The organism is Lysinibacillus sp. OF-1 (assembly GCF_028356935.1).
GTDB lineage: Bacteria > Bacillota > Bacilli > Bacillales_A > Planococcaceae > Lysinibacillus > Lysinibacillus fusiformis_D.
In genome coordinates, this window is record NZ_CP102798.1 from 2,433,390 (window position 1) to 2,452,931 (window position 19,542).

30 protein-coding genes are annotated in these 19,542 nt (G+C 38.3%); all 30 read right to left on the reverse strand.

Going from position 1 to position 19,542, the window contains the following annotated elements; translation table 11 throughout:
- Window positions 1–57 precede the first annotated feature (57 nt).
- Entirely contained in the window at window positions 58–825 is a 768-nt protein-coding gene (locus NV349_RS11780; RefSeq protein ID WP_271909974.1) for an N-acetylmuramoyl-L-alanine amidase, read from the reverse strand.
- On the reverse strand, window positions 822–1,085 hold the full coding sequence (locus NV349_RS11785; protein WP_271909975.1) for a phage holin: 264 nt from the start codon (window positions 1,083–1,085) through the stop codon (window positions 822–824). The genes NV349_RS11780 and NV349_RS11785 overlap by 4 nt, the downstream gene beginning before the upstream one ends.
- Window positions 1,075–1,374 carry a hypothetical protein gene (locus NV349_RS11790; protein WP_237497350.1) on the reverse strand — a complete coding sequence of 100 codons (300 nt, stop codon included), beginning with the start codon at window positions 1,372–1,374 and terminating at the stop codon, window positions 1,075–1,077. The genes NV349_RS11785 and NV349_RS11790 overlap by 11 nt, the downstream gene beginning before the upstream one ends.
- Before the next feature lie 150 nt (window positions 1,375–1,524).
- Window positions 1,525–1,782 carry a hypothetical protein gene (locus NV349_RS11795; RefSeq protein WP_271909976.1) on the reverse strand — a complete coding sequence of 86 codons (258 nt, stop codon included), beginning with the start codon at window positions 1,780–1,782 and terminating at the stop codon, window positions 1,525–1,527.
- Window positions 1,783–1,876: 94 nt separating this feature from the next.
- On the reverse strand, window positions 1,877–2,026 hold the full coding sequence (locus NV349_RS11800; RefSeq protein ID WP_271909977.1) for a hypothetical protein: 150 nt from the start codon (window positions 2,024–2,026) through the stop codon (window positions 1,877–1,879).
- A gap of 1 nt (window position 2,027) precedes the next feature.
- Window positions 2,028–2,315 carry a hypothetical protein gene (locus NV349_RS11805; RefSeq protein ID WP_271909978.1) on the reverse strand — a complete coding sequence of 96 codons (288 nt, stop codon included), beginning with the start codon at window positions 2,313–2,315 and terminating at the stop codon, window positions 2,028–2,030.
- A 53-nt stretch (window positions 2,316–2,368) separates the two neighbouring features.
- Window positions 2,369–3,742 (reverse strand): glycine-rich domain-containing protein, encoded by a 1,374-nt coding sequence (locus tag NV349_RS11810; protein WP_271909979.1) that lies wholly within the window; start codon window positions 3,740–3,742, stop codon window positions 2,369–2,371.
- Window positions 3,743–3,753: 11 nt separating this feature from the next.
- Window positions 3,754–4,395 (reverse strand): baseplate wedge 1 family protein, encoded by a 642-nt coding sequence (locus tag NV349_RS11815; RefSeq protein ID WP_271909980.1) that lies wholly within the window; start codon window positions 4,393–4,395, stop codon window positions 3,754–3,756.
- Window positions 4,388–5,569, reverse strand: a complete 1,182-nt coding sequence (locus tag NV349_RS11820) for a baseplate J/gp47 family protein (protein ID WP_271909981.1) — start codon at window positions 5,567–5,569, stop codon at window positions 4,388–4,390. The genes NV349_RS11815 and NV349_RS11820 overlap by 8 nt, the downstream gene beginning before the upstream one ends.
- Window positions 5,556–5,909: a contractile injection system sheath initiator gene (locus NV349_RS11825; RefSeq protein ID WP_271909982.1), complete on the reverse strand. Its 354-nt coding sequence runs from the start codon at window positions 5,907–5,909 to the stop codon at window positions 5,556–5,558. Before NV349_RS11825 ends, NV349_RS11820 begins: the two co-directional genes overlap by 14 nt.
- The gene (locus tag NV349_RS11830; protein ID WP_271909983.1) at window positions 5,909–6,286 is read right to left on the reverse strand and encodes a Gp138 family membrane-puncturing spike protein; all 378 of its coding nucleotides are present in this window, start codon (window positions 6,284–6,286) and stop codon (window positions 5,909–5,911) included. The genes NV349_RS11825 and NV349_RS11830 overlap by 1 nt, the downstream gene beginning before the upstream one ends.
- Window positions 6,283–7,083 (reverse strand): phage protein, encoded by an 801-nt coding sequence (locus NV349_RS11835; protein ID WP_271909984.1) that lies wholly within the window; start codon window positions 7,081–7,083, stop codon window positions 6,283–6,285. Before NV349_RS11835 ends, NV349_RS11830 begins: the two co-directional genes overlap by 4 nt.
- Window positions 7,076–7,399 carry a phage baseplate plug family protein gene (locus NV349_RS11840; RefSeq protein ID WP_271909985.1) on the reverse strand — a complete coding sequence of 108 codons (324 nt, stop codon included), beginning with the start codon at window positions 7,397–7,399 and terminating at the stop codon, window positions 7,076–7,078. The genes NV349_RS11835 and NV349_RS11840 overlap by 8 nt, the downstream gene beginning before the upstream one ends.
- Before the next feature lie 3 nt (window positions 7,400–7,402).
- Complete coding sequence (locus tag NV349_RS11845; RefSeq protein WP_271909986.1) at window positions 7,403–7,999, reverse strand: LysM peptidoglycan-binding domain-containing protein; 597 nt, start codon at window positions 7,997–7,999, stop codon at window positions 7,403–7,405.
- 2 nt (window positions 8,000–8,001) lie between these two features.
- On the reverse strand, window positions 8,002–10,206 hold the full coding sequence (locus tag NV349_RS11850) for a phage tail protein (RefSeq protein WP_271909987.1): 2,205 nt from the start codon (window positions 10,204–10,206) through the stop codon (window positions 8,002–8,004).
- A gap of 178 nt (window positions 10,207–10,384) precedes the next feature.
- Window positions 10,385–10,654 carry a hypothetical protein gene (locus tag NV349_RS11855; protein ID WP_271909988.1) on the reverse strand — a complete coding sequence of 90 codons (270 nt, stop codon included), beginning with the start codon at window positions 10,652–10,654 and terminating at the stop codon, window positions 10,385–10,387.
- A 100-nt stretch (window positions 10,655–10,754) separates the two neighbouring features.
- On the reverse strand, window positions 10,755–11,159 hold the full coding sequence (locus tag NV349_RS11860; protein ID WP_271909989.1) for a phage structural protein: 405 nt from the start codon (window positions 11,157–11,159) through the stop codon (window positions 10,755–10,757).
- 12 nt (window positions 11,160–11,171) lie between these two features.
- A complete protein-coding gene (locus NV349_RS11865; RefSeq protein WP_271909990.1) occupies window positions 11,172–12,182 on the reverse strand; it encodes a DUF3383 family protein in 1,011 nt (336 codons plus the stop codon).
- Entirely contained in the window at window positions 12,182–12,658 is a 477-nt protein-coding gene (locus NV349_RS11870) for a phage neck terminator protein (protein ID WP_271909992.1), read from the reverse strand. Before NV349_RS11870 ends, NV349_RS11865 begins: the two co-directional genes overlap by 1 nt.
- Window positions 12,651–13,013, reverse strand: coding sequence for a hypothetical protein (locus tag NV349_RS11875; RefSeq protein WP_271909993.1), 363 nt, complete (start codon window positions 13,011–13,013; stop codon window positions 12,651–12,653). The genes NV349_RS11870 and NV349_RS11875 overlap by 8 nt, the downstream gene beginning before the upstream one ends.
- A complete protein-coding gene (locus NV349_RS11880) occupies window positions 13,013–13,477 on the reverse strand; it encodes a phage virion morphogenesis protein (RefSeq protein ID WP_271909995.1) in 465 nt (154 codons plus the stop codon). The genes NV349_RS11875 and NV349_RS11880 overlap by 1 nt, the downstream gene beginning before the upstream one ends.
- 1 nt (window position 13,478) lies before the next feature.
- A complete protein-coding gene (locus NV349_RS11885) occupies window positions 13,479–13,841 on the reverse strand; it encodes a DUF4054 domain-containing protein (RefSeq protein WP_271909996.1) in 363 nt (120 codons plus the stop codon).
- Between the two features lie 21 nt (window positions 13,842–13,862).
- A complete protein-coding gene (locus NV349_RS11890; protein ID WP_271909997.1) occupies window positions 13,863–14,183 on the reverse strand; it encodes a hypothetical protein in 321 nt (106 codons plus the stop codon).
- Window positions 14,183–15,082, reverse strand: coding sequence for a DUF2184 domain-containing protein (locus NV349_RS11895; protein ID WP_271909998.1), 900 nt, complete (start codon window positions 15,080–15,082; stop codon window positions 14,183–14,185). The genes NV349_RS11890 and NV349_RS11895 overlap by 1 nt, the downstream gene beginning before the upstream one ends.
- Before the next feature lie 16 nt (window positions 15,083–15,098).
- On the reverse strand, window positions 15,099–15,545 hold the full coding sequence (locus NV349_RS11900; protein ID WP_271910000.1) for a structural cement protein Gp24: 447 nt from the start codon (window positions 15,543–15,545) through the stop codon (window positions 15,099–15,101).
- A 26-nt stretch (window positions 15,546–15,571) separates the two neighbouring features.
- Entirely contained in the window at window positions 15,572–16,684 is a 1,113-nt protein-coding gene (locus tag NV349_RS11905; protein ID WP_271910001.1) for a DUF2213 domain-containing protein, read from the reverse strand.
- Between the two features lie 101 nt (window positions 16,685–16,785).
- Window positions 16,786–17,157 carry a hypothetical protein gene (locus NV349_RS11910; RefSeq protein WP_271910003.1) on the reverse strand — a complete coding sequence of 124 codons (372 nt, stop codon included), beginning with the start codon at window positions 17,155–17,157 and terminating at the stop codon, window positions 16,786–16,788.
- 18 nt (window positions 17,158–17,175) lie between these two features.
- Window positions 17,176–17,352 carry a hypothetical protein gene (locus NV349_RS11915; RefSeq protein WP_271910004.1) on the reverse strand — a complete coding sequence of 59 codons (177 nt, stop codon included), beginning with the start codon at window positions 17,350–17,352 and terminating at the stop codon, window positions 17,176–17,178.
- A gap of 98 nt (window positions 17,353–17,450) precedes the next feature.
- Window positions 17,451–18,209, reverse strand: a complete 759-nt coding sequence (locus NV349_RS11920) for a minor capsid protein (protein WP_271910005.1) — start codon at window positions 18,207–18,209, stop codon at window positions 17,451–17,453.
- Window positions 18,202–19,542: a DUF1073 domain-containing protein gene (locus NV349_RS11925; protein ID WP_271910006.1), complete on the reverse strand. Its 1,341-nt coding sequence runs from the start codon at window positions 19,540–19,542 to the stop codon at window positions 18,202–18,204. Before NV349_RS11925 ends, NV349_RS11920 begins: the two co-directional genes overlap by 8 nt.

A 19,542-nucleotide genomic window follows, 5' to 3' on the forward strand; every position in this document is an offset into this window, starting at 1 on the left:
CTGTAAATTGGACACATTAGCCCAGGCTCAAATTAATGAGTACCTGGGCTTTTGCTATTAATTACTTCGTTGAGCAATGATAATCTTCAATCCTTCAAAATCTCCACCTGTCAATGTGCCATCGTCAAATTTTTCTAGGTGTGACTTATCAATAAGCTTTTTATCTACCGCTTGTTGAATATAATCACGTACTGCGGCTTTAGTTGTTGAGTTTGTAAATTTCATTTTATCATCATCCTTTTCTGTTGGTTTATCTTTCACAATTGACGGTGTGGAAGGTACTGCTTTACCCAAATATGCTGCTAATTCTTTTGCAATAGCCATACATATCTTTTCGAAATCACGTCGATAAATAGCAGTGTCCACAATTGAATTGACAAAGCAGACCTCGATTAAAATGGCTGGCTCATAAGTGCTAGCGAGAACACCTAAATCTTTACGCTGTTTTGCACCTCTATTTATTAATCCTCCACCTGTAGCACCTGATATAGCTTTAGAAATACTTGCTGCTAACGCTTGTTGGTCATAATAAAGTACCTCTGTACCAATCGGCTTTGAGCTATCCCCTCCTGAATTGAAATGTATAGAGACAATTAAACCGTCCTGATCCTTGTTATGTTGGCTAACCAGATAATTAATATTTTGACGTTGGTTTGTCGATGTGTTGTCCTCGTAATATGTGCACGGAACACTTGAAGCTTTTAAAATCTCATAAACGCGTTTAGCTACCTTACGAGCCTCTGTAACTTCATTTAAGATTCCTGTTGCGCCACTACCAGGATTAATCCAATGTCCTGGATGAATTTCTATTTCAACTGGTTTCATTTAAAATCATCCTTTCGTGGCACATCATAATTGAGCGCTCGCGAGCTGTCAGATGCACCTGCAGTTGTTGGGTCGATAATAATACCAAGTAATCCTAAAATGCTTAATACAGTCTCTGAAATGGCTGTGATTTGTGCATTGTAAATCGTAATATCGACATTAAAAATGCCCGCTGTTTGATTAGCGAGCACTAGTAGTAATGCGATTAATGAAACCCAAAATTGCTTATGTTGTAGACGTACTTTCCAATTAATTTTCATGTGTAATTCCCTCCATTTTATCTAAACGTTTATGTGCTTGTTTACTTGATTCCTCTACACGAATCACACGCTCTGATAACCCTGTAACACGCATCTCTTGGGCTTTAATATCAATCCGTATTGATTCTACCCCAGCGTTTATATTGTCTAATTTAGTACGTATTACAGCTGAATCAGATGCATCATTTTTTACATCCTTATCTCGATTACGGTTGTAAGTGAGCACCCCAATAAAAGCACCTAATACCGTACATAAAATTCCTATTAAAGCTACTGTTTGACTGTCCATGTCAACACCTCACAAATAAAAATAGCACTGCTCGGCACAGCGCATTGCCTAGGTCTTGTTGTATAAAAAATAGCCCCCACAATTCTCTGTAGAAGACAATATAAAAAGCACCCTCAACTTGAGGATGCTCACTCTTTCCTTATTGTTTTTTTATTTACTCGAATGTACTCTTAGAGAGAATAAATTATCTAATGCCTCTAGTACAACAGCAGCAAAAGTTAGTTTTAAAATATTTTCATCAATAATAAATTTTAACTCACCCTCTTTTTCTGAAGGTATTGAAATATCCGGAACAAAAAAGCTGAAAACCGTTTCAATCCCATAAAGGTTAAGTGCCAAAATAATACCTAAAAAAGAATATACAAGAATTTTCCATCCTTTAATAATAAAAGTTATATAGAAAACCAAATAGATCTCTCCTTTCTATCTACTCATTTCGACAAAAAGGAAAGTATTTCCTGCCAATTCAAGCATAAAAAATAACGCTAGCTTAATGCTGCGTCTACTTGTTTTCGTTATTCTGTTCAGTCGCTTTTATTTTGATAGCCTCTTCTTCGGTTATTAACTCTTTTGTAACAGCTAAGTCAATTTGTTCCTCCGTTGCTCTGCAATTACACCAATTGCGTAAGAATAAATTATAAACAGCACTCAAATTAATCTCCTCCTAACAATAAAAGCATGATATTTTCATCTTGATCTGCTTGAGATTGTTTAAATGCCTCATTCTCAGCTTGTAACATCTCAATCTCTGTTTTAGGAATATCAGTATACTCATAATATAACGACTTTGTTTCTTTGTCGTAAAATAATTCGTGTGTTTTACCTGGTATGTTTTCTGGTTGTGGAAAAGTGCTCATGTCATACGCTACCGCGATTTCGCCGAATGAAAACACTGCCGATACTTTGACTTTTGTTTCCTCTGAATTTTCAATGATAATCAAATGTTTCATCTCCTTTTGTGTCAGCCATACAATTAATTATTTTATGGGTAAAGTTACCACATCAAGCAAATCAAGCCGTCGCCCCCGTTCCCTCCGTTCTTTGCGTTAGGATAAGAAGAGTTTCCACCAGCTCCGCCAGAACCATTAATTCCGTGTTGTTGACCTTCTCCCGTACCAGCTCCATAACCACCTGCTGAACCAGCGAAATAAAATTTTTGGTTTTGAGCTAAACCTCCATAATATGTTTCCCCTGCACCTGCCATTAGTCCACCATTAGAATCTGAGGGTGACCCACCGCCACCACCGCCCCACATTATCCTTCCATAGATACCATGACCGCCCGTAAGACTGGATAATACTTTTGACATGCTGGCGTCAACTTGAGCTACAGGTCCGCCGTCAGAACGAGTGAACGTAGGTGATATGGTTCCAGAAGGTCCATTGTTTACATCTTGCCCTCCAGCTCCACCGTACCCACCAAAGCTTTGTTGTCCGCCCATTCCGCCACCGCCACCATGAGCGTAAAACGCTCCATTTTGCGCTCCTGTGATGCTAGAAACAGCCCCGTTTTCTCCGTATTGACCACCGCCTGCTGTCCCAAACTCTCCGCCTGTCCCACCTTTAGCGACTGTCAAAACTAACTTCATACCAGGCGTAACTTGAAGTAATACGCGTTTGGACGCTCCTGAACCCCCACCGCCACCGCCGTAACCGTAAGTGGTATTAGCTCCACCGCCACCGCCACCAGACCCCCGCATAAACGCTGTTATTCTAGTGACCCCTTCTGGTACGGTGAAAGAATAGGTACCAGGGGCAGTATAAGGTATATAGTTTTGTGTTCCTGATGTCATAACACCTCCTTTACCCTGTAAGTGAAAAGAACCACCTGCAAAAGTTACGGTATGAACGGTTGTAGAAGGTAAATCACCTGCTTTTAATTGAATTCCATTATTGTAAACTGGATAGGTTTTTGTCGTTCCGTTCGCGTGCGTAACGAACATAGTTACTGCGCCGGTATTAGCTGTACTATTCATAAAACGAAACGAAGCTCCATTTATCGGATCTCCATTGGAGTCAATAGGTAATGGCTTTGTAGTTATTATTGTTTTGGCGTTTGTTCCGGTTGCGTTACCGAACCATCTAGTATGCCCTTCATCATCTTTGATATGGGTATCTATTTTTAAGGAATTCGAATTAACAGTTTGCTTTAAAGAATCAACTGTTTCTTCTATATTTTCTACAGTTTGAGTTAAATCATCAACATTTCCACCAGCTTGCTGTAATTCCTCAATACATTTATAAGCTCTGTTTAATAACCAGTTCATATGCTGTGCAGATGGCTTCATACCTGGTTGCCACCCACTGTCCTTTAATGACTGCGGAGGCTCGACACCTACTGCATTCCATTGTGGTAATTGTTCTGGCATTTTCATTCCTCCTAAATCGGTAGTTCGTTATCTTGACTAGGTGTATAAGCTGCGCCTAGATATCCTCCAATAGTTTCATCGTATATGTCACCGAAACCAGCTGTGTTATCAATTGAATTGGTAATATCACTAAACTCAAAAGTGCCTGTAAGCTCAATTACACCCACTTTTACACCAGCCGCCACTGTTCGTTGTACAATTCGCACAAAATTCGTTGGATCTAAGCCTGCCTCATTTAACTTTGTTAATGGTAGTTCTATTACCTTGATTGCTGCTGGTTCTGGTTCTTCTGGATCATTCCACTTTTCTTTAATTTTTATCATTTTAGGTTCAACAGATAATGCGATGGCGAGGACCTGAATTATCATATCTATCGTTCCGTCGCTCAGATTTCTTGCAATCTTCGACTTTAATAAGATTCTATATACTTCATCATTTGCAACACCGCGAGGCTGATTTACATTTTGACCAATCAAATCAAGGCCTACACCTTCCGCATCATCTATGTTCCGCCACTGCCTAATACGGTCATTTGTTGCTTTGACTTCCTGTGCTTCAGCAGCGAATATACTCATTAGTTTGGATATATTCGAATCTGGTGTTTTATCAAAGTAATCTGATAATCGTTTGACAATTGATTGAGTACTAAACATTGAGTATCACCTCTATGTTGTTAAAGTGCGTTTGAGCCACTTCTTGCAGGGCAACAATGATATTCGAATCATTGTAAATTACTCCGTCTTTCGATACTTCTATCATTACATCGTCTATTCCATCAACACTGTATGCCTTGGCAATTAATCGAGAAATAACTACATCTTCTCCCATGTTTAAGCCAGCATAAGTATTGTTGTCATAATCTGTACCACCGATATATTTGATGATGGCCGTTTTGAGTAGCTCAACGCCATTAGATGTAAATGAGGTATTCGTTTTAGCATTTACTTTAATAAATACATTTACTTCGTTGGCTCTAGTGAAGCCTATTTGTTTTATGTCACCACCTAAGTCGATAACATTTACATAGGTCGTTCCATAAGGTTGAATGCCTCCAGCCTTTTTTTCGTGTATCGCTTTAGCAATTTCCTCGTCATCACCACCTAAAACGAATGCCTGAATGGATCTAGGAGGCGTCCCATATTGATCTACAGCATCACTGTAGTTTTCAATCACTTTAGCAGCGCGAATGCTTGAAATCTTTAAAAGATTAGTTCTTATTGCTGCCGTGGTAGCTGAACCAATCCCATCAACTGTTATATCAGCCCTTTCTCTGGCTTCGGCATCTGTTTCTTTTTCACGGCCACCGTTAGTTTTTAATGGATTATTTACACTAATAACGTCCGCATCTGGATTCACAATTTCTGTAATAGTATTTGCTCCTACATTCCCGATAGCTCCAACATCTAGTGCTACGATTTCAACAGTACCTTTACCTTCGGAATCAAGAGTTAGATCATAAAGTGTTTCAAAGAAAATATCATTATTTGTAGACACTAAAAAACCACTTTCAATGAAGTGGTTGGGGGTGCCTGATATATGGATTTGTCCATAAGCGAAATCTGCAAGGTTACGGCTAATGCCTGCATAAGGTAACAACATATCTAATTGTACGCCTTCGGCTGTCTTACGATAAGTACTATGATATACATCTTCTGTATCTTGCCATAACAGCGAGAAAAACCATGCCATAATGCGAATAATAATACCCAAAAATGAACGTTCTGTAGTATTAGCATCAGCACCAAATTTCTCTTTAGCCTTTGCTGACATACTATCAACAAGGTCGCTGTACGATTTGCGTTTAAAACCGTTTTTATCCAATGCCACCAACAGCCACCTCCTCATTAATAATAGTGCCGTCTAAAAGAGTTACAACAAAAACAACGATCCTAACTCTATTAACATCCTTTATTTCAACACTTTCAATATCTTTAATCCGTTCTTCTTGCGAAAAAACACGCATAATCTCAGCCCTAGCTTCATCTTTGGTTGACTTCTCTAAAACCCGACTGAAATCTAGTCCGAATTCTTCGTTTAAAAACCATTCTTTCAAGTTAGTGCCGAGTGATATCGAAATACATTGAGATATCTCTTTTTCTCCTTCAAATAACTTAAAATCTCCATTTTCAAAAACTAAATCGCCATTTAATAATGCCAGTGTTTTCACTAAAACACCCCCACAATTACAGCGTCATGAATATCAAACATTCTGGCTGTACCAGGATAAATAATGTTACCTTTCATGGCCTCATCTATTGCCCGTTGACAAAATACAACTAGAACCGTATCTGTAGGCTCTATAAACGGCTCATAATTTTGCGGTTCGCTACCATTAACACGGTATTTCTGAAATAAAACAGGCACATTTTCAATAGGAGATAACTTCGCCGGTTCTTCACCAGTTTCTTTAATCATAAACAACGGTTCGATTTTTGCCATTCGTTTTTCTTCATCATACGCCAACACTTTGCAAGGCATGGCAGTATTTAAGTTTACTAATACACCTTGTTGTAACGTACGGAAGAATTCAGTAGTGTTCGTCATAATAACGCCTCCACTTCTGTGTAGAACGAGCTCCCTTTACAAATGTGTTTACCTTTTTGGACACGAACAGTACTTTTGGTAACAATTGATTGTAGTTGAATAATTGCTCCTGTATTCATCCTGTGTTGTAGTAGAGATTTAGCTTTGTATCCTTTCATCACTTTACCTTTACGTTCATTCTCAAAGTATTCTGGTGATCCAATTAGGCCTGTATCCGGACTGAGGATAAATCGATGATTATCACCTTCAGTAATTGGTCTGATATAAGTCTGTTGCCTTGAGATATAAGCAGAAGCTCCGCAATCGTTAGCAATGTCTTGTATCTTTTTAAAAATTTCTCCACTAACTGAGAATCCTTTTTCATACACTTTATTTTTAGGTAATTTCAAAACAGCTACTTTTAAGCCTAATGCTTTTGTTAAATCTCTTATAATTACATCGGCTTTTATTTTTCCTTTATATGAGCGTTTGAGAGTCTTTTTACTGTTGAATGGATAAGTGTCCAAAACCTTAATTACCGTAGCACGGTCAGCTCCTAATGGTGTTGTACTAATGCTATTGATACGCCCACTAAGTATTAATCCCTTATCTTCAATGTATCCAGCGTTAATCGTTATAACCTCTCCACGTTTTAATTTGTTCCTTGTTGATTCAGACAAATTATAAATCGTGATCTCACTGATATTCGGCTCAAGATCATCATCAAAAGGTACCTCAAATTCAATGTCTAAATCGGTATTATTAAACTTTAGATTTCCTGTTACAACCTCAACGTAGCGCTTAAATAGTTTACTCATTGCCATTCACCAACTTTAAAAATACTGTTTCATTTAGGTTCTCAAAGGATACTCGGGTCTCTTTTCCAGATGTATCTAGAGGGATAATTGTAGGTGCTGGAAAACGGCCATCAAACACCTCTCTAAATAAAGGTGTAGCATATACAAGCTTTTCACCATTCACCAATACTTCATCACCCTTTTGTAAATCCAACGTAAAATAATCATGCAGCTCGTTATATCTAATCTCAATTAAAAACAATTCAGCGCCCAATTCCATTTCAAAACGATAGGGAATGAGCGCTTTTTCAATTTCTATATATTCAAAGTCTAACATCTTTTACACCACCCTTAATTTTGCACCAAGAGGGATTTTCTTTGGATCATAACCATTCCATTTCTGGATATCCTGCCACTTAGTACCATACCTTTGACCAAGCGAACCATAGGTATCACCTTTTTTTACTACATGATATATAGGGGATTGTTTTTTGTTTGTAGTCTGTTTACGCCCTGCCTCTTTGGAAGGAGCAGTTACAGCTTTTACTTTCGGGTCCACAAAAGATGATTGGGCAATGCGAACTTCTGTCAATGTACAACTGAAATTATAGCCATTCATCACTTTAGAACTGGCCTTTATAGACAAACCATGCATGAGCATATTTTTGTATATGCGGCGCCCTTCATAAGTAAGTAATTGACCTTTATACTCAAAGCTCTTTAATTTGTTGACTAATGTTTCAACTCGCTCGTTAGTAGGACGTATCAAGAGACCTGATAACTTTACAACCACTGGTTTTCGCTCAACGTGATCTGATAAATCTATCCCTTTCTCAACCTTATGAGTGGGGATATCAACATCAAAATCAGCATCTTCACTAGTTACATGTATTAAGTAACCACTTAACCTCGCTTTACCAACTAATTCTTCTGCCAATATTACCCCTCCCTTGGTACAGGCATAACACTTAATAAATCACCGAATAACTCTTCTAGTGCATCTTTAACGCTGTATGCAGTCTCATGAGGGCTTTCGCTGCCTTGCACGATGATTTGGATAGGTGCTGACACCTTGGAGCTATTAGATGTATTGTTAACTGTCTCAGTCGCTGAGTAATCCCTCGCAGGCTCAAACTGAGTAGCCTGGTCTAAATTTATTTCAGGGTCTGTACCATTGCCTTGTAAAATTCCTCTGTCACGTAATTTATCTGCTTCATCTGCTGGCAAAACAGCCTCGTCCTTGTGTAGCAAAGCTGGCATTTCATCAAATGGTACTCGACCCAAGCCGATTTCAAACCCAGGCAATAAACTTGTAACTTTTGAAACTACTCCACTAATTTTTTCACCAACATTGAAGTTTTGGATTGCCTCTCCAACTGAACCAAGTTTCTTTATCACCCATTCTACTGCATCAGCAATCGCATTAAAGGCTTTAGAAATAGCACTAAGAATTGGTTTTAATGTCCCCCACGCTTTTTCAATTGAACTAACAGCAAGAGGGAACAAAGGAACAATCACTTCATTTACCAAAAATTTAATAACAGCTGTTATCCCTTCGAATAATGAACCCGCAACTCTTAAAATTGGAGAAATGATATCCATTGCAACACTAATTACTTCTTGCGCAACTGGAAACAGAGGAACAATCACGTTTTCTATTAAACCTGTTACAATCCCTTTCAATGTCTCGAAAATATTTATGGCACCCTTAACAATCCTTCCAATGTACTCCATAGCTGTGCCTACAAACTCTTGAGCTTTTGGCATTAATGGGACTATAACATTTTCAATGAAATTCGTTAAAACAGACTTAGCTAAATCAAAACCTTCTCTAAAGCTTTGCATAAATCGCTCTATAGCATCTGCTACATCCGACGGAACACCTAAGTTCTCCCATATATCAGCAACTTCTCCAGTATCGTAGAAAACAGACATAATACTGTTGTAAACCGCCATAATCACGTCTTTAATCATAAAAATGTTAGTGACATACGCTTCAATACCGTCAGCCACCCAAGCAGGCACTCCAAGTTTTTGCCACAAGTCTGATACTTCACCGGTATCGTATACTAAAGACATAATCGTGTTATATACAGTTAGAATTACATCCTTTAAACTTGCCAACTTATCGAAACCAGCTGAAACAAATTCCATGAATGGACCTGGATCTATATTGCTGATAACATCGCCTGCTTTGGTCATTACAGCAACTGCTTGGTCAAGTATCGGAGAACCAAGCTTTATCAAGAAGCCATCCCATGCAGACTTTAAATTTCCGAGTTGGTTTTCCCAACTGTCGGATTCCCTTGCTGCCTGCCCTATAGCACCAGAAAGTTTATTCCCATCCTCAACCATGGCTAGCAAGGTCAATTGCTTTTGTGCCTCAGATAACTTAATAAACGACTTTCCATATAATTCAGTAGCTTTAGCATTACGAGTGGTTTCTGTTGCTGAGATACCGAGCGCGGCATCGTTTTCAAAGTTACCTTTCAAGAACGATTGAAGGTTCTCGGTAACATCTTCGATAGAACGGTCGTAAAAGGCTGCACTATCTGCTGCTGCTAAAGTGGCTCGCTCAGTTAATTTCAACGCTTCGGCTGTATCTACACCGGTAGTTTTAGCAAAGGCTGCCATTTGAATGTAGCTGCCTTTCAAACGGTTAGGAAGGATACCTGTTTCTGTAGCGATTTTATCAAGTGCTTTTGTTGCAGCATCTTCCATGCCTGCAAACACTTGTTCAAATTGTGAGGCCATTGCTTTGGCAGTTGCTGCACTTTCTAAAGCACTAACCCCTATTTCAACTATTTTGTCCACTGCTATATAGGCACCAATTGCAGCACCTAATCCAATTATTGTGCCTTTTAATTTACCAAAAGCACCATCTGCCTCATTGGCACTTCTTTCGACATCATTTAAGCTATCTCCATCAATATTGTTTAACTCACGGTCGACATCATCGATGTGATCTCCTAAATCATCAAAATCATCTATTAAACCGTCTACATCGTCTTCCATGCTATTAAACCCACTGAAATCCATGTGCGTTATGGATGATATAACCTGGTTGATTCTTCTGTCTAAATCAGCTAAAGGGCCATCTTCAATATCCATGATAATTTCAACGAATAGATCACGTATACTCACAATTTAGCCCCCTTTCTGTGCATTTTTTCGTTCGATATATACATCCATTGCAGCGTTAAATTCATGTAGTTCATCTGGCGTCATAGTTTCAGCTCGCTCAAAACTTAAAAAGCGCTCCATAACGGGGCGCCAGAAGAACCAATTTCCTTCAACTTGTTCTTTATAGAATTCATAAGGTTTACACGTCTTGAAAGAGGAACTGCGCTGCGGCCTTCATAACTTCGGACAATCCACCATTTTCCTCGAAGTGGTCCCAACTTACACGACCGCCATCACTGGTAAAAACAACATGTTCCATGAACTCGCTGTAAAGTAGTTCTGATGATGTCCCTGTTTCAGTTTTTGCACGATCACGCATTCGAAACGATTCACGTAATCCAGGATGTTGAAATACATATTTTTGTCCTTTTTGAGTAGTGAACTCCATTTGTTCGCCTTTTTTAGCCATAGCTTTTCGCTCCATTTCTTTTCGTTTTAATTGATTTGTGATATGTCCTTTTTTCATTGCAAATTAAAAGAGTGAGTTCATGGCCCACTCTCCTTTCGTTTTATTTAACTGAGTAGTCAAATACTCTGATTGTGTAAACACGGTTAGCTACAGACTTACCGTGTTCAATGTCAGGTACCTTTGTAACCATCGCCTTTGTTCCACCAACAACCTCTTTGATTTCGTTGTTACTATTCACCCAGATAGGGAACATTGTACGTTCGTTCGCAAGTTTGTTTAATGTTGTTATAGAGGGTGATGTTTGATTCAATGTGATTTCAATGGTACCCAATTGATCTCCATTAATTGATACAACTGCATCACCTTGAGCTGAGGAACTTGATTCAAAGTTGTCATTATCCTTTGAACACTTAACCATGGTTCCATCTCCGTAACCTGTGATAAACATGCCATTTACTGTTGTTGTAACCTTTCGTGCATCATAAGTGCCAATATGTCCAGTCATCTAAGAACCTCCTTATGCAGAAATTTCACCTTTGATTTTCGCTTCATGAATGGCTCCTTCTAGTTCGAAACTAAATGACAAACCATCATATTTACGAGCTGCACGATCTGACGCTGAAACTTCTGTTCTTTTTTTAGTATTGATTGTATATAAATACTGATTAGCTTCATCTGTGGCAATAATACCATTCTGACCCGCCACTTCTAACACTGTGCGGACGGCACCCTCTATTTGTGCAATACCACTGTCTGAATAGGCAATTTTAGGATTTGTTGCAAACAAGCGTTGTACCTGCTGTTCAATATTAATTTTCACCCAATCCTTACCATGCATGACATCGATATATTCCCCACTGATTACCTTGCCTTCTGACGTTTGATCTATACCAGCCTTAGTGACATATGCAATGCCTCCGTTACGATGGATTTCATCTAGTTGAACAGGAGTAAGATCTTGAGGTGTGGCAAATTTTAAAGTTTTAAACTTCCAAGTTACAGAACCAACAGGTTTTGAACCAACTTGTCCAATAAGAGCAGCATGAAGAAACTCAGAAATTTTATTGTGTTGAATAACAAATGTACGATCATACTTACCTACTTTTAATGCTTCTAAATCGGTTGCACTATCAACGATATGAGTAGCAATCTTTAATTCTTTTTCCTCAACTAAATCGCTAATTTCTTTATAGTCTGTAACTGCTCCTGTATCTAACATCACGAAATACCAATCATTATAAAAATAGTTTTCTAGTACAGAGACAGCTGTGACAGGGGGCTCTGCTGAAGGGTTATAAGTCGCGATAGCAACTTTGTCAGGTCTACTATCACCCTGATTGAAAATTTGTTTGGCGATTTTATACCCATCTGATTCTTCACTAATTGCTGTTTTGATATCTTCTAAATCATCAAATTCTTTGTAAGAACTTGCTCCGTCTTTTTTTACTAAAATTAACGCAGTGCCTAATCCAGTAAGCGATGACGGCTTACTAATGTCAATCGTTACTGTGACGTCTTGTAATGGCATTAAATCTCCTCCTTCAATTCAACACTTTCAATTACATCGATTTCAAATGTTTCTCGACCTCTTACTCGCAAACGAACATCAAATCCTACACGACGTTCATAATCGACCGTTAAAAAAACATCACGGTTGTTTGCATTAAGCACTTCAACAACTGTGATGTTTGCGTCTGATAGATCAATTGTGGCTTTACCTAAAAAGTAACCTCTAGCCTTATTTGAGTAATTCTCTGCATCTTCAATTTTCTCAGCATTACATGTGATTGATAAAACAATCTCTATATCTTGTTCAATAGTCATTAGGTTATCATCGACTGATTCAGTTACATTCCCCACACTGATTGCAGGTGAAATACTTTTTATAGAGAAAAAGGGGTACGGAGGTTGTTTCCCCATTCCTTCCGCTTGAATTACTTCGATTTTCGTGTAATTAGAGAGTCCGTTTTGTGTAGGTATCCATATATCATCGTATCTATACATTGGTCTCTCCTTGTGCATTTTCTTTATGCCTCATGAGATATATGTGAACATCTGTATACTCAGTCAGGTCCTTAAACGCCTGAATTGTGTAAGTAGCACCTTTATAACTCACTTTGGTGTCTATTTTAATAGGCTCTACAACGTATAATTTCTTTTCTTTAACTGTATACAAACCACTTTCAATGTACTTTAAATCATCATTATTCAGTGGCAATACAATACCTGTCATTGGAACTTCTTTAGATTTACCTGGAACCCATTTCCCATTAATATATTTTCCCTCTTGATCTATTAAAGCAGTGAAAGGAACACTATTTTGCTCAATAACTTCTTTAAAAATCATTAAATCAGGCATTATTTACGCACCACCCTATAAGTTATTCGCATACGCAAGCCTCCTGTATCAATCAGTGGATTGCTGGAACCTTTTTTAGCAATAGTAGCAGGAGCGTTCGGCGGAGCATCTAAATCAGTGATATTTTCTTGAATATCACCAACCATTCGAGCGCCTAAACGATTAAAAAGCATTTGTACATCCATTTGTAGTGCAAGAACGTGCTTAAGCTGGCTTTTAAAAAAACTTATCCATTCCTCATTTTTTTCGTCAAAAGTAGTTCGTAGGAAAGAACGTTCCGGAATGGAAACGGAACCCCTCCCTCGTTGAATCGTTGCTCCGAACTCATGAACGCTTGCAATCATAACATATTCATCACTACCGAATATCCCAACTTCGACAGAGTAGTTTTTTAATTCTTTCAACACATCTCTCAAACGACTAATGTTATTCGCATCTGTAACCCTAACGTCTATTCTCGCCATTTTAAAGTACCATCAAGTTAATTGACTTTTGTGGTTTTAACTGTTCCTCTAGCTCAACTAGAATTCGTTGATATTCTTGACCAAATTTTGAAGCTAGAAGTCCAATATACTTGCTTGGATCGCTGTATTGACGTTCAATAATGTCAACTTTCTCGCGAATTACTGCTTGGCCTTTTGTTACACTTAAAATGGCTAAGTGTGCAGCTAAATAGCGTTCAAGACGCTCTTGATAGATCTCTGGGACAGACAAAGAAGACACCTCTAACGAAGCATCCTCAATACACATCTCTAACCTTGCATCAGGTATGGCGTCAAATTCGCTACCAAGCAAACGTACACGTTCAATTGTTGTTAAAGTAGGCATGATACATACCTCACTTTCATATTAGTTCCCTTGAATTTCAGCAATTTGAGCATCAATAGCTGATAAAACCGTTTTACGTTTCTCATCTTCTTTAAATTTTTCTAAAAATTCGATAGAAAACGTATCTTTTACAAGTTTAATTGCTTCATCTGCATCTAAATCCTTTAAAGAAGCGGCATTCTGTCCTTCTGGCACAACAATTTCGCCACTTTTAATCAAACCTTTAATGATTGGATGTGCAACAAATGCTGTATATTCAGCTTCTAGTAATGTATTTGCACCTGGAATAACCTTTACATCATTTGCAATACGTGTGTAATTGCCTTTGTTGTGTACTAACATTAAATACCCTCCCCACGTACGATTGCCATTGGATAACGGACAATGGCACCACCGCAACGTTCTTCTAATGGAATCTTATAATTTGGGAACTTGTACTCCTGCGGATGACGTGTAATGTCCATCGATACAAGCATTTCAACAACATCTGGTGAAGAATCGAATACTAAAAAGCAATCTGTTCCCCCAGTGCCTTGTTCATTAAGATCGGATGTATAGTCAATACGCTTGAACCAATTTTGCGATTGAATGTACTGCAAACAAGTCTGCATTGTATGTTCATTGTAGACTTTTTCTAAATGTTCATATTGTTCAGCTGCTACTAAAAGCGTATCAGCTTCATGACCAGGCAACTTATTAATTAAGTTTTTCGCCTTTTTGATGTCCTCTACAATATCGATACCTTTTTTGTCCTTCCATTTTGTTGATGTGCCCGCTTCATTATTTGACACTGCTAGCACTTGAATACCAGTTGCATTGACCACACCTAAAATATTGTGGTTTTTGTCACCCATCCAAACGAGTTTATTTTCTTTTTCCGCAATTGCTTTGCGTGCTGTATCAGCCTTTGTTACCTCAACAGGGCGGCGTGCCATTTGTGCATTACGAATTTCTTGTACGGATAGATTAAATGCTGTAGCAATGGAATAAATATTGACTGTATGGCGTGTTAAATCGGCATCAACTAGTGGGATGTCTGTTGCTCCCGGTGCTAAAATTTTAGCCGCTCCTGAACGTGTCATGACATCATACGAATAAGTTTCAGCACCTGCTGGTACGTCTGTTTTGACATTTAAAATGGTACGAGCCTTTAATTCTTCTTTTTTCGGCTCATAAATCTTCTTGTCTACTGCCTCTAAATCTTGTGGGCGTAATAGTGCATCTTCACGGAATTGTGACATAAATTATGTTCCTCCTTTAAGGTAAATTGATTTCAATTTGAACTAACGAATCAGCAGTAGCATTTCCTCTGAATACGGCACGAGAAAAATCAATTCCACCACTTTCAACAAACTTACCTGTCGTTGCATCCACTTGTACCGCAACGCCATTTTTAATATCGCCACCCGCAACAACAAAGATATTGCCACGCTTAACTACTGGTACTGGTTGACCAACTAAATATTTTTGGTCATCAGCATTTGCCGTGTAATCATGGATGCCACGTGATAATGCGATACCAATCGGTTTGCCCTCTGTTTTTACTGGCACAACCCCTGTTCCATCTGTGCTTAATTGAACAGCCGCACCAAATGGAATAATTTCTTTTGCTGGATAGCTGTCTGCTGCATACTCTTGATAGTTTGCTAATTGTCCTGGACTGCCTGCTAGTGGCATGTACTGTCCGTATTCTGTAATAGGCATGAAATAGCCCTCCTTTTAATTAGTAGTTAAGAACGCATGTTTAAACGCTGTTCACGCATTGTATTTACATCTTTATTTTGTCTTGCATCGCCAGTAATAATGGAATTAACACCAGTAGAAGAAAATCCTTGTGAAGTGACTTGTTCAATTGTTGCATCAAAAAAGGCGTTGATATAGTCATCTGACTTCCCATCGCCTTTAAAATCTTGTTTAGTTGTTGTAATAACCGCTTCTTTAATTTCACGTTCTGTTTTGCCAGTGAAATCAAAAGAATCACCAAGAAGCGGCTTTGTTGAGCTAATTAGCTGCACTCGTTCTTCCACTTTTTTTTCAAGTTCATCTTCTGACACACGCTTTGCCTTTTCTTTAGCAAGCTCTTGTTGAGTATTAAGTAATTTCACTTCTAAAGCATCAAAACGACCTTGTAAAACATCCAAGGTATCTGCTTTATTCTTGTTATTTTTTGATTTGTCCTCTTCCTCTTCTTCCTCATCCTCTTTTGAAGCTGCTAAGCTTTCAATATGAGCCTTTACTGCTGGATCGATTTCGTATTCTTTCCCATTAATCTTGTACTTAACCAAAGTAGTTCCTCCTTTATCATCTGAATCTATTTGCCACGCATCTGAATCGGAGCGGATTGCTACCTCTGGACCCGCTCGTCCTTGATCTACAATAGCAATGTGATTAATCTCAATGTTTCGCTGTACATATTCATACGGTTGCCCATTATAGGTACCCGCTTCTGCCACGACATCACTCATAAAACCGATGCTGATTTCTCGCTTGCCATCATAAACCTTTTGAATTAGATTCTTGTCTGTGATAGTCATGGTTACATAAAGCTTCAAATCTTCCACGTGGGCGTCTGTATGACTCATTCCTTTGGCATAAGTTTGGTAGTTGTCCAAAGTCACTGGTTCGTTCGGATGTTCATCTGTAATGGGTTTGGAGCGGGCTGAATGCATTGTGCGATCACTAAAGATTTCATCAGGCAACTTAGCTTCCATTTGCACTGTACCATCCTGACGTGCATAAGGAAAAACACCAGGACGAGTAATCGGCACACGTACCGTTAAATACCCTTCTGGTGTCTCTGCATAGTCGTATATTAAACTCTTGTCATATCTTTGTAATTTCAAGTTTTCACCTCCTTTTACCAAATATAAAAAGGCACTTCTTATGAAGTACCATTCAATTTTCTCTTAAAATTGATGCGTTTTTGTTACTAGGTTAATAGTCACTATTTCTGATTTTCGCCATGTATTGTAAAATTAGACGATGGTTTGCTATCCATTGTCGCATTAAGAGTCAAATTATTTTTTATTTCACTTACCTGGTTTTGTATATCACTAATTCCCTTTACTTTTTCATTTATTTTTTCTAGTGCAGCAGATACTTCAATACTTTGTTTAGTAGATTGATATGATTGAAGAAAGGCAAATCCTATAGCAACAATAGCTAAAACAATAGATGCTAATCCTGACCACAACGAAACCTCATTAATAATTTGTTGAGAGTCTTTTGCACGCCAAGTAGCTATGGTAATAAGGACAGCTACTAGATCAAATATAATAAAACAGAGAATTAAATTAGTTTTAGTAATCTTCTCCATAACTTTTCCCCTTTAATTTCAATCAATCTCCTGAATCATTACAACATGATCTTTACTAATTGCATTTTTTCCAATAATCACAAATTTACCTGATTCCAATCTTCCAACAAGGTCTGCAAATTCACTAGCAGATTCAAAATCAGGAGTTGATACTTCAACCTTATCACCATTCTGTAGGGTAATTTTAAATTTCAATTAAATCGCTCCTTTGTTTAATAAAACAATTCTTCATTATAATAATAAAGCAAAATAAATGATGTGCCAATTACTTTAACATTCTTTCTTTATAACCTTTACCCGAAAACTGGTAGTGCAATACATCGGCAATGAAAATCTTCACCAGGTAACCCAACAGAAGGTGGATCATCGTATGAAAATATCTTATCTTCAAGAATTTTATGAGAATCACGGACACGTTCATCCTTCGATGTTCGCCATTTGAATTTCATAACACCCATATTCTGATGACGTTGAGCAGTCATCTGTCCAAATAATGTGCCTGATTGGTCTACTGCAATAAATTTAGCGCGGCTTTTTGACATTCCTATTTGTTCTTCCAATTGCTCACGAATTGATTTGTAACAACTGCCATCCCTTATACCATCATAAATAATAGATTCAATTTTTTGAGTATACTCATCACGGATATTTGTAATGTAGTCCACATTTTTCTGGATATTCTCTTTCATGAAAGGAGCAACCCATTCTTCGGTAGATGTTAGGTCTATGCCTCGTACCCTTCCTTGCTGCTCCATATTCGTTTTATTCACTTGATTTAAATTCTTAATAAAAGAAGATGCAGCTATATTCACCTTTCGCTGTGAAAACACAATTGAAACAGCTTTTTTGATATGACTTGTCAATTTTTTTAAAAAATCAAATGGTCCATCTTGAACAAAATCTCGGCTATCTTTCTGCATTTCACCATTTACAGCTGCATCAAACAATGAAAGAGTTGCCTTGCCCGCTTCTTGAACTAATTTATCGATGGAGCGGAAATATGATGCAGCTACAACGTCAGGAAAACGAGTAGGTGGCACACGCTTAGCCATGTTGTCCATTTTCCTTCCATGCATTATATACTTCGCTCGCCAGACGCTGCCATTGTGCATCATCACCACTAAATTTGAAGTCATCAGACACACCAAACTGCCCAAAGCGGGTCTCTCTAATTTCATCAGCACCGATAACACCGTTAGAGACATAAATTTGGTCAGTTTCTGCAACGATTTTACGGATTTCTGCATCAGTTTTAGAATCTACGGACCAAAGTGGATTAAATTTAATTTCCCATTCAACTGTACCTGGATCAATGCGGCCTCCTGGTTCTTTTTCAGCCCATAAAAGCATTCGGATAAGATGTTCAAGAAGCGGCTTCATTTCATTTTCCTGTGCAGAAGTAATACGTGCATAGTAATTCATAACATCGTACTGTGCACCTGTAAGCGTGCCTGCCTCTTGTCCTTTTATGACGCTTTTAGGCATTCGAGCAGAAGCGGATATATATTCCCATACAAAGTCGAGCAAGTCTTTCATTCCAGATACAGGTGTCGTTTGCTTTGTTAGTGACTCTCCCTTAGCGATAAGAGCGAGCGCCTCGGTTCTAAACATAAAGTCCAGTATCATCGAGAGCTCTTTTTTATCTTCTTTCGACATGTCATCTATGTCAGCAGATTCATACACCTTGAATGTGAAATCGTGTAAAATCTGACCAACGGACCATAATGATGTATCTAGTACCGTAATAGCATCATATAGCGATTCCAACAGGGACATACCCTGCTCCTCGTCCTCCAAGCGTCTCGTTTGGTCATGCAATACACGAGAATAATGTACAAGTGATTCTGTTTCTACTGCTTGTATACCGCTCCTAGATGCACGATTAATCCGCAAATTTTCCAATTTTCCATAGTTCTTATCAAACACGTCATCATTAATTAATAACTCGTTTACTTTCATCGATGAGAATGGATGCAGATAATCTATAGAAATTAGACTATCTAACTTTAGTGGATCATTTAACTCAAACTTACTTCGCTGAGTGACACCCAAGGAAATAAATCCATCTCCACGCATACGTTCGTACATCCTCATTTTTTTTAATGCATCTTTTGCTTTAAGGTCCGCTAAGCGCCCCATAATATCCCGAGCAAGTTGTTCATCCTTCATCCGAAGTGTGAACCAATGTCTTGTCATATCCTCCGCTGGAATATCAACAATGTTTTGTACAATTGGATTATCAGCATATAAAGCGGATATTTCAGCATGTGTTAACTTTCTACGAATACCAGGTGCTTGACGAGTAAGCTTATCCTTAGTATTCGCTTTTCCATGCCCTTGCATAAAATCCTCTTTGTACTGTTTGGCTACTTCAAGAACACTCAA